Source organism: Alphaproteobacteria bacterium, assembly GCA_030740435.1.
In the GTDB taxonomy this organism is placed as follows: domain Bacteria; phylum Pseudomonadota; class Alphaproteobacteria; order UBA2966; family UBA2966.
The window spans coordinates 1-10,017 of record JASLXG010000152.1; the positions used below are offsets into that span (position 1 = coordinate 1).

The following is a 10,017-nucleotide window of genomic DNA, read 5'->3' on the forward strand; positions in this document are numbered from 1 at the left end:
GCGGCGCAATCCCCTAGCGCCGACGAGACACCGCCGCAGCGCGTCGTCGACGAGATCGCCGCGGCCATCGACGGCCAGGCCAGGGGTCTGGCCACGCCTGGCGAGACACGGCGGCGCCGCATCGTCGAAGAAGCCCTGGGCAGGGGCCGGAAGATCGTCGCCTGGACGCTGCGCCAAGCTGCACTTCGCAGTCTGGAGGCACAGCAGCGCCTCGCGCTGGGCCGGCTCAGCGTCGATCAGGCGCGCGAGAGCCTGGCCGAGGCCGAAGCGGTGTTCGCACCGACCTTCAGCGTCGCCGTCTCCTACGACCGCCTGACCAATCACCATCGTTCGCGAGACGGCTTCGTCAACCGCAAGAACTTTCAGCCCACTGACCAATCCGTACCGACCAACCCCAACCGCACCGACCCTCAGGTCACCGCCATCGCGTTTCGGCCCCAGGACGAGGAGTTCGATTCGCCGGAGATCGTCGAGGCCAGCCTGGACGACACGAATGGGCCGACGCAGAGCCGCTTCTACACCGTCGGCGTCGACCAGGTGCTACCTTGGGGCGGTATTTTCGGGGTCAGCAACGTCACCACAGACCGCGACGTCTTCTACAAGAAGGGCCACAAGTACGATGCCCCGTTTTCCTCCACCCTGAGCTTCAGCTTCGCCTCCAGCCTGCCCTACCTCAAGGGTTTCGGCGCCGACGGACCCGACAACAGCGGCATTCGTGCCGCCAAGCTGAGTGCCGGGCGCCAGTTCGCCAGCTTCCGCAGCCTGCTCGACGAAGTCCTGCTGGGCGTCGAGGGCAGCTATTGGGATCTGGTTCAGGCGCTCGAAAACCTCCATCTGGCCGATCGCAACCGCGACCTGGTGGCGGAGCAGACGGAGCGTTCGCGGCGGCTCTTCCAGCTTGGCTACGTGACTAATCTGGGCCTGGCCCAGATGGAGGCCGAACTGGCCAGCGCTCGGGTGCGGCTGCAGACCGCGCAGCGGCGTTATCTCGACGCTTCCTACGGCCTGCAAGCCCAGGTCGACTACAGTGCCGTCGGGCAGCGCGACCGCCTGATCGTGCCTTACGGCTACAGCGCCCTTTTGCAGCAGGTCCTCGAGCCCGACATCAAGGTCGCCCTGGCCCGCCTGCCCAGCCAGCCGGCAGCTATCCAGGTGGCCCAGTTCGACGTCCGCATCGCCCGGAACTCGGTCGCCTTCGCGGAAAACCAGGCCCGGCCCGACGCCACCTTCAGCTACAGCCGCAGCAACGCCCAGGACGGCTCGGAATACGGCTATCGGCGCTACAAGGACAGCGTCGGCATGGCCATGCACCCGGATACGGTGAGCGAATCCTATACCCTTTCCTATAGCCGCCCGCTGGCCAATCGGGCCGCCCTGGCCTCGGCCCGCGGTGCCCGGCTGGGGTTCAATTCCAGCCTTCTCAGCCAGCGCCAGACGCTCTTCGGCCTGCGCCGCCAGGTGCTCGATGGCGCCACCACGATCATCAGCGGCAGAAAGCGCATCCAGGCGCTCTCCGCATCCCTCGAGGCGATGCGCCAGGCCTTCGACTTCCTGGCCTCGCGGCGCGAGCGCGGCCTGGTCAGCGAGGACGAGATCATCCTCACCACCCGCCGCTTGCTCGACACCGAGGCCGGCCTGCTGGCCGGGCGCATCGCCACCAAGAAGGCCGAGGCCTCCTACCTGGCGGCCCAGGGCGTGCTGGCCCGCGACTTCGCCCTGCGCACCGCCGCCACGGCGTTCGAGCGCCTGCGCCTGGCGACGCTGGGGCGCCACGGCCAACTGGCGTACTTTTCCGGGCGGGAGGATGAGCGATGACGCGGATTCTGATTCTCTCGCTGGGCGACGACGGCTTTGCCGCCGAGCTGGCAGCGGCCGGCGAACGCCTGGCGCCGGGTGCCTTCGTGCATGAGCCCTGCGATCCCCTGGGCGGCACGCCCTCGGACTTGACGTACGAGCACCTGACGCTGGGCGGCATCGACCTGGAGACCCTCGGATCCGTCTTCGTCTATGGCTTGGCCTACCAGGATCCGGTGCTGCCCGCTGCCGCCGACAATCTCGACTGGGGGCTCTGGCAATCGCGCTACGTGCTCGAACAGCAAGGCTTCAGCCACCTCTACAGCCTGCTCTCCGAGTTGGCCGCGCGGGGCGTCGCCGTCTTCAATCCGGTCGAGGCGCTAATCGCCAACTACGCCAAGCCGGCGCTATTCGGGGCCGCCGCCAAAGCCCGCCTGAAAGTGCCCGATTGGCTCTGCGGCAACGATCCCGAGGAGGCCCGGGCCTTCGCGGAAAGACATGACCTGGTGCTCTGGCGGCCGGCCACGGGCCGGGCCGCCTGGCAGGTTTTCCGCGCCAAGCAGCGCCGCGCCCTGATCGGCACGGAGCGGCCGCCGGTGCTGCTGGCGGAGGCCCGCGAGGGCACCATCGTGCGCGCCTTCTGCCTCGACGGCCGGGTGCTGCTGACGCTGGCCCTCGAGGCCCCGGACACGGCCGAGATCGAGCGCTTGGAGCGTTTCCTGGTGGCCGACAGGCCCTATCCCGAAAATGCCGCGGCCCGGATCATGAAAGCCACCGCGGCCCGCTTCTCGGTGGTGCTGGCGACGTTGGACCCGGGGGGCCCGGGGGCCCGCGGCGCGCCCTGCCTCTACGACGTCGAGGCGGCGCCGTTGCTGGGCGGGCTGCCGCCCGAGATCCGGGATTTTCTCGCCGAACGCCTGGCGCTCGGCCTTTTGGGCCGTTTCGACGAGGCCACGGCACCACCCGGCCTGGGCCCCGATGCCAGCGAACGCGAAAGCCTCTTTCTCAGGCGCATGCTGCGCATCCAGTTCGACATCGAGGCGACCAAGCACCGGGAGGAGTGAGGGGCTCACTCTAGCCCGCATTTGTTTCTTCGGGCTTCTTCGCCTATCGTTTTGCCTGTGCTCCGCCGGGAGAAAAGGGACTATGACGACCGAAACTGAGCGTTTGAACGCGGAGGCAAACGCCGATCTTCCGGCAGCGCTGCTCGCGCGCATCGTCGAGCGGATGGATCCCTTGGCGATCTGGCTCTTCGGTGGCCGAGCGCTGGGGCGGGCGCGTGCCGACAGCGACTATGATCTGCTTGCCATCATGCCCGACGGAACGCCCGAGGACGAACTCGATCCCGTCAAGGCCTGGGGTGTGACCCGGGGGCTTGGAGTGCCGGTGGACCTGGTGCCCTGTACGCTGAGCGAGTTCGATGAAGAAAAGGACGAAATCGACACACTGGCTCGGGCGGCCTTCCTGCACGGAAAATTGATCTATGAGCGAGCGTCGTAGGATCGCTTCTCTGCTGGCGTTGGCCGATGAGGACGTGGCGGCGGTCAGGGTTCTTTCCAGGGAGAAAAACAGGTACGCCGCCTACCACTGCCAACAGGCGTCGGAGAAACTTATCAAGGCTGTGATGCTCGCCAGGAACATCGAATCCGGCGTCGAGCACCGGCTGGATGTGCTGGTTGAGAAGATACCTGACTCCGATTCCTGGAAGGCCGTCCTGCGTCCCCTCGACATCTATACGCCCTATGCAACGACCTTCCGCTATCCGACGCCCGGAGGAAGGATTCCCTCGGCCCCACTGCCCGAGGAAACGCAAGCCGGCGCTGAGCGAATCGCGGTATTGATCAAAAAGGCCCGCGATGAATTGATTTGAGCGGAGCGGCGCTCATGCCAGCGGCGTGGACAAAATTGACCATCCCCGGGAAGAGCGAATCATGGTGATGAAGGGACCACTCCGCCCCGGCCTCCCGGCCACCCGCTCCCCTTGCCAACAACTGACAGGTACCGTTGATGGGTGATTGGGAGGGGGAGTGGGTGACTGGGATCAACGAGGGCTAACTTAATACGTCACGACGCCCCTCGTATTCCCCCTGGTCGATCTCGCCCTTGGCGAAACGCTCGTCCAGGATGGCGCGGGCCGAATGACGGCCGCCATGGCCGCAGACGCCGCGGCGGCGCAACAGCACAAAGAGCCCGACCCCGACCAGGGCCACCACGAGAAACGAGAATATTCCGTGCACTGCCCCGCCGCCGTGGTGCATGGGGTCCCAATAGGCTCCGTCGGCCAGGGCCGGCAGGCTGAGGGTGAAGGTAACGACCGCCGTGGCGGTTCCGACAAGCAGGTTTTTCATCGCTTTTGCTCCAATAATCATCTCTCCAGGCCACAGATAAGCACCCTGCCCGGCGATGACAGCGGCGCCCAGGGGCCAATTGGTAACGCTCTGTGACAGGCCTGGGGGCTGATACAATCGGTTACAATTAATTGCCCGAAGCAGGATCCCAATGACATCGGACGACGCAGAGTATCCCCGAATCCGGCTGCAAAACCTGTGGTGGGTGGCCGCCGCCGCGGCGCTGCTGGTGGCGGTCGTGGCCAGCGGCGATTACTACCTGCTCAACCTTTTGCACGTGCTGGCCGGCCTCTTGTGGACCGGCATCGACCTATTCATGGGTTTCGTCATCGGTCCCATCATGCGCCGCCTGGCGCCGCCGGCACGGCGCGAATTCATCATCCGCCTGATGCCGCGCATGATCTTCATCATGCCGACGCTGTCGATCATGACCACCGCGACGGGTTGGTTCCTGGCCCAGCGCGGCGGTTATTTCGAGCTTCCCTACCCGCAGTTCTGGTGGCTGGAGGCGGCCCTGATCGTCGTCACCGTACTGACCGTGCAGGGGCTGGGAATGCTGCTGCCGACCAACCTGCTGGTCTATTTCGAGATGCTGAAGCCCGAGCCCGACATGGAAAAGGTCGGTCGCTGGATGCGCCGTTACGTTCGCGTGGTGGCCTCGCAGGGGCTCATGCAAATCGCCATCATCATCGTCATGGCGCGCTTCGTAACCGGGCTTTAGATAAAGGAGATCCACTATGGCAAAGCGGCAAAAACTGGCCTATCTCGGCCTCGGTATCATGGGTGGCCGCATGGCGCGCCGCCTGCTCGACGGGGGCTACGAGGTGGCCGTCTGGAACCGCTCGGCCGGCAAGGACGCGGCCCTGGCGGCGGCCGGCGCACACGCCGTAGCCAGCCCGGCCGAGGCGGCCGAGTTTGCCGACATCGTCTTCGCCTGCGTCAGCGACGCCGCGGCGGTGCGTGAGGTGGCCTTCGGTGCGAACGGCCTGGCCAGCGTCGACGGTAGTGGCAAGATCTTCGTCGATCATTCCTCGATCCGTCCCGACGCCTGCCGCGAGATGGCGGCTGATCTGCGTCAGGCCAGCGGCTGGGCCTGGATCGACGCACCGGTCTCGGGCGGTGCCATGGGGGCCGAACAGGGCACGCTGGCGATCATGGCCGGCGGCCACCAGGCCGACTTCGAAAGAACCGTCGAGGCGGTCTCAGAGATGTCGGCGCGCTACACCCTGATGGGGCCCACGGGTGCCGGCCAGGTCACCAAGCTGGTCAACCAGGTCATCGCCGGCTGCAGCTTCGTGATGATCGGCGAGGCCGTGCGGCTGGCCAGCGACGCCGGTATCGACGCCGCCAAGCTGACCGAATGTTTGCGCGGCGGCTTTGCCGATTCGACGCTTTTCCAGATCCTGGTACCGCGCATGCTGGCCGGCGTCGACGAGCCCTTCGGCCACGTCAAGACCGTGCTCAAGGACGTCGAGACGGCGCTCGACCTGGGCTACCAAAGCGGCACCGCCATGCCCATGACGGCGACGGCGGCACAGCTCTACCGCCTGCTCGAGGCCCAGGGCCACGCATATAAGGAGCCGACGTTCCTCTACGATTTCTACGGCGGTGCCAAGGAGTAGCGCCGGCGCTATTCCGCGGGCGGGAAGACCGGCGCCAGGCGGCCGAGGCGGATTCGGCCCGAGCTGAGCTGGCCGTTCTGGGCCGTCAGCGGCAGGTGCAGGACCCCGCCTTCCCGGGCCATCAGGCTGAGACCGATCTTGGCCGCGGCACCCTCGAAAACACTCAGATGCCCGGTCGCCACCAGAACCTCGACCACCTCGCGCCAGCCGCGTAGCCGGGCTTTCAGGGCGGCCAGCGGCCGCATCGCCCGGTCCAGCGCCAGCGTGCCCTCGAGGCCGAGATCGACCGGGCCCATGGTGGCTTCCAGTTGTTCCAGCTCGACCACGCCACCGTCGTCGCGCCAGGCCGCGATGCCGGCCCGGTGGGGCGGCCAGGGCAGCGGATAGGCAAGTGCCGTGGTGGCCGTGAAGGCGGTCAGCCGGCGGCCCAGCGGCGCCGGCTCGGCCAGCGGCAGCTCGAGGTCCTGGCCGGCCATGGTGAGGCGCAGCGTGGGCTGGCGCTGGGCCGCGTCGTGCCAGGCCTCCAGGCTCAGCCAGGCCGCCCTGACCGGGCCCCGCAGTGCCGGCGAGGCGGCCTCGATGCCCTCGAAGGTGGCGGCCCCGCGGCGCAGACCCCAGGGCGCCGCGGCGGCGAACTCGAGCGCGCCTGCGCCGCCGGCGGCGCGGGCGCTGAGTCTGCGGCGGACGTCAGCGCTGCCGGCCTCGAGGGAAAGGCCGCGGGGCAGGACGAGGGCGACGGCGTTCAGGTTCCAGGGCCGTGCCGTGGCCTCGAGCTCGGCGGCGGCCAGCGACCAGCTTTCAGGGCCGGCGCTTTGGGCCAGGCCGATCTCCGCAATCTGCACCTTCAGCCAAAAGGGAAAGCCCTTGACCTCGACGCCACCATGGGAGACTTGGAACCCTTCGGCCCGGCGCTCCTCGGCCCAGCGCTCGAGTTCCACCGGCAGGCGGCCGGCGACATGGCTCCAGTACCAGCCGTAGCCCGCCAGGGCGGCGAAGACGATGAAGCTGGCGAAAACGGCTGTGGTCGCTGTGACCGGAAGGCGGGGCATGGACCTCGGGGTTGGGGGGCTTGCGGGTGGCCTGCGCCGCCGTTATAGACGCAGCACGGGCACAGCGCCAGCCGTGGGAAAGTCCTCCGGCCTTCCCCCTTCGGACTCCCTGTGGATCCCGCCATGACCGCACCGACCAGCGACCGTTCGCTTATGCTTGCCGCCATGCCCGGCCTCTTCGTGTTCCTTTGGAGCACCGGCTTCATCGGCGCCAAGCTGGGCCTGCCCTACATCGAGCCCATGACTTTTCTGGGCATTCGTTTTGTCATCGTGGCCGCCGTGCTGCTGGTGCTGAGCTATTTCATGAAGGCGCCCTGGCCCCGCAGTTGGGCCGCCGTGGGACACATCGTGGTGGCCGGTCTGGGCATCCATGCCATGTACCTGGGCGGCGTCTTCGCCTCCATCCACCAGGGCGTGCCGGCCGGCGTTTCGGCCCTGATCGTCTGCCTTCAGCCGTTGCTCACCGCCATCGCCGCCGGCCCCTTCCTGGGCGAGCGGATCACGCCCCGGCAATGGCTGGGATTCGTGCTGGGCGTCTTGGGCGTGGCCCTGGTGGTCTCGAACAAGCTGGCGCTGGGCGTCGGCACGCCGTTGGCCATGGCCTGGTCGGTGCTGGCGCTCGCGGGCATTACCGGCGGCACGCTTTACCACAAGCGCTTCTGTGCCGAGATGGACCTGAGGACCGGGTCCATCGTGCAGTACCTCGGCGCCGGCGTGGTGATCTGGCTGTTCGCCTGGCTCTACGAGAGCGGCGAGGTGGTGTGGAGCGCAGACTTGCTGATTGCCCTGGGTTGGCTGACCTCGGTGATGTCGATCGGCGCCGTCTTTCTGCTGCTCATGCTGATCCGCCGCGGCGCGGCCTCACGGGTGGCCAGCCTGTTCTACATGGTGCCGCCGTCGACGGCGCTGATCGCCTACTTCCTGTTCGGCGAGACCCTTGACCCGATGGCCCTGGCCGGCATGGCGGTGGCGGTCTTCGGCGTCGCCCTGATCAACATCCGGGCCTGATGGCCCCGGCCGTCGATGCGGCGCTGCTGGACCGGCCGGGGCCCTTTTGGGTCTTCGCCTACGGCTCGCTGATGTGGCGGCCGGGGTTTCGCCACCTGCAGGTCCAAGCGGCGCTGTTGCACGGCTACCACCGCGGCTTCTACGTCCATTCCTGGGTCCACCGCGGCAGCCGGCGCCGCCCCGGTCTGGTGCTCGGCCTCGATAGCGGCGGCTCCTGCCGCGGTCGGGCCTACGAGATCGCCGATGCCGAGCGCCCGGCGGTGCTGCAATACCTCTATGAGCGCGAGATGCCGACCGCCGTTTACCTGCCCCGGCTCCGCCCCATCAGGCTGGCGGGCCGGCGCCAGGAGGCGCTGGTCTTCATCGTCGACCGCCAGAGCCCGCAATACGCCGGCGGCCTGGGCCCGACCGAAATGGCACCGCTGATCCGCCACGGCCGCGGCATAAGCGGCGCCAACCCCGATTACCTGCGCGACGCCGTGGCCCATATGGACGAGATGGGGATTGCTGCGGCCGGGCTTAAACGACTTCTCAGGCTGGTCGAGGGCTAGCCCGCATTTCCTCCAGAGATGGCTTCGCCGCCGCTAGCGATGCGATCGGCGCAAGGGTAAGGTCACGACTTGCGGGGCAAGTCAGGGACGGTTGTGAAAGAAAAGGAACTGCGGATCGCGCTGGTCTGTTACGGTGGCATATCGCTTGCCGTCTATATGCATGGCGTGGTCAAGGATATCTTGAAGTTGGTGCGCGCCTCGCGTGCCTATCATTCGTTTCCCGACTTGGCCGATCGCCAAGCTGTCGCCTTTCACGACACCGCCGGGGCGGGCGCTGGTGGAGAAAGGATCGATACCGAGGCCGTCTATTTCGATCTTTTCAAAGCCATCGGCCAGCGCCTGGATCTACGGGTCGTGGTCGACATCATCGCCGGCGCCTCGGCGGGCGGTGTGAACGGCATCTTCCTGGCTCGCGCCTTGGCCCACGACCTCTCGATGGACGACTTGCGGGACTTGTGGCTGGAAGAGGCCGACGTGACCCGGTTGCTGGCGCCGGACCGCAAGGCCCGGGTATGGAGCAAATGGATACTGCGGCCCCTCATCTGGGGCTTGACCAGGAGCCGCTTGCGCCACCTCGCGCCAGACCGTGAGATCCGAACAAAGCTTTCGATCTTTCTCCGTTCGCGCTGGTTCCGGCCGCCCTTCGATGGCGCCCAATTGACCTCCCTCATCGACCACGCCTTGCGCCAGATGGCGGCTGTCGGCGACGCCGGCTCGTCACTGGTGCTGGCCGGCCTGCCCCTCGAACTCTTCGTTACGCTGACCGATTTCTACGGTTACGCACGGCGTATCCCGACGCACGATCCGCCGCGCATAGACGAACGCGAGCACCGTCATACCTTGCGATTCCATTACCAGCGCTGGCCCGGCGGCGAGATCGTCTCCGACTTTGAAGAGAGCGGCATCCCGGCGCTGACCTTCGCCGCACGTGCGACATCGTCGTTCCCAGGTGCCTTCCCGCCGACCCAGCTCTCCGAGATCGACGAGGTGCTGCACCGTGATGGCCGATCCTGGACGATGCGTGATCGGTTTCTGGCCCACAATCTGGGCCACTATGCTGCGGCCGGTGGCGAAGCCGACAAAACCTCTTTCGTTGACGGCAGCGTATTGAACAACAAGCCCTTTTTCGAAGCGATTCAAGCCATCCGACGCCGCCCTGCCCTGCGCCAAGTCGACCGCCGGCTGGTCTACATCGATCCTGATCCAGGCCGCGCCCCACCGCCTCACGACGGTCGCAGTCCCGGCTTTTTCCGCACCTTGAGGGGTGCCCTTTCCGACATCCCGCGCAACGAGCCGGTCTTCGACGACCTGGCGCTGGTCGACATGCTGAACCAAAAGACACGACGCCTTCGCACAGTCGTCGAGGCGGCACGCCCCCGGGTGATCGAATTGGTCCGCTCGGTGGTCGGGGAGGCGCTGCCTAGCAACACGAACAGCGCAACCATCCGCGCCTGGCGCGAAGCCGCCAACGTCGCTGCCGCGAAAGAATCGGGCTTCGCCTACGAAGGTTACGTGCGGCTGAAACTTGCCATGGTTGTCGAGTTCGTCGCCGAGCGCATCGCCCTGAGGTGCGGCAGCGGTGAAAGCTCCGTGGAGGCCGAGGCGATCCGCGCCGCCCTCGACAGCTGGGCCTACTCGGCGGGTA

The 10,017-nt window shown here is 67.1% G+C and carries 11 protein-coding genes; 9 read left to right on the forward strand and 2 right to left on the reverse strand.

Annotated elements, in window-relative coordinates:
- The 4 genes from QGG75_15700 to QGG75_15715 form a co-directional block, all read left to right on the forward strand.
- Window positions 1-1,815 (forward strand): TolC family protein (locus QGG75_15700; GenBank protein MDP6068679.1); only part of this gene is annotated, 1,815 nt, incomplete at its 5' end.
- Window positions 1,812-2,858 (forward strand): hypothetical protein, encoded by a 1,047-nt coding sequence (locus tag QGG75_15705; GenBank protein MDP6068680.1) that lies wholly within the window; start codon window positions 1,812-1,814, stop codon window positions 2,856-2,858. The genes QGG75_15700 and QGG75_15705, both read left to right, overlap by 4 nt.
- Window positions 2,859-2,940: 82 nt before the next feature.
- Window positions 2,941-3,294: a nucleotidyltransferase domain-containing protein gene (locus tag QGG75_15710; GenBank protein ID MDP6068681.1), complete on the forward strand. Its 354-nt coding sequence runs from the start codon at window positions 2,941-2,943 to the stop codon at window positions 3,292-3,294.
- Complete coding sequence (locus QGG75_15715; GenBank protein MDP6068682.1) at window positions 3,278-3,664, forward strand: HEPN domain-containing protein; 387 nt, start codon at window positions 3,278-3,280, stop codon at window positions 3,662-3,664. Before QGG75_15710 ends, QGG75_15715 begins: the two co-directional genes overlap by 17 nt.
- A 181-nt stretch (window positions 3,665-3,845) precedes the next feature.
- Here QGG75_15715 and QGG75_15720 read toward each other — a convergent pair whose 3' ends face one another.
- A complete protein-coding gene (locus QGG75_15720) occupies window positions 3,846-4,142 on the reverse strand; it encodes an SHOCT domain-containing protein (GenBank protein ID MDP6068683.1) in 297 nt (98 codons plus the stop codon).
- Between the two features lie 151 nt (window positions 4,143-4,293).
- Here QGG75_15720 and QGG75_15725 point away from each other — a divergent pair, with 151 nt between their 5' ends.
- Window positions 4,294-4,863: a hypothetical protein gene (locus tag QGG75_15725; GenBank protein ID MDP6068684.1), complete on the forward strand. Its 570-nt coding sequence runs from the start codon at window positions 4,294-4,296 to the stop codon at window positions 4,861-4,863.
- A 16-nt stretch (window positions 4,864-4,879) separates the two neighbouring features.
- Window positions 4,880-5,764 carry an NAD(P)-dependent oxidoreductase gene (locus QGG75_15730; GenBank protein MDP6068685.1) on the forward strand — a complete coding sequence of 295 codons (885 nt, stop codon included), beginning with the start codon at window positions 4,880-4,882 and terminating at the stop codon, window positions 5,762-5,764.
- Between the two features lie 8 nt (window positions 5,765-5,772).
- Here QGG75_15730 and QGG75_15735 read toward each other — a convergent pair whose 3' ends face one another.
- The gene (locus tag QGG75_15735; protein ID MDP6068686.1) at window positions 5,773-6,813 is read right to left on the reverse strand and encodes a DUF2125 domain-containing protein; all 1,041 of its coding nucleotides are present in this window, start codon (window positions 6,811-6,813) and stop codon (window positions 5,773-5,775) included.
- A 123-nt stretch (window positions 6,814-6,936) separates the two neighbouring features.
- Between QGG75_15735 and QGG75_15740 the strand changes: the two genes are divergently transcribed.
- The 3 genes from QGG75_15740 to QGG75_15750 all read left to right on the forward strand — a co-directional run.
- Complete coding sequence (locus tag QGG75_15740) at window positions 6,937-7,821, forward strand: DMT family transporter (protein MDP6068687.1); 885 nt, start codon at window positions 6,937-6,939, stop codon at window positions 7,819-7,821.
- A complete protein-coding gene (locus tag QGG75_15745; GenBank protein ID MDP6068688.1) occupies window positions 7,821-8,372 on the forward strand; it encodes a gamma-glutamylcyclotransferase in 552 nt (183 codons plus the stop codon). Before QGG75_15740 ends, QGG75_15745 begins: the two co-directional genes overlap by 1 nt.
- A gap of 93 nt (window positions 8,373-8,465) precedes the next feature.
- Window positions 8,466-10,017: patatin-like protein (locus QGG75_15750; GenBank protein MDP6068689.1), on the forward strand; the 1,552-nt coding region annotated here is incomplete at its 3' end.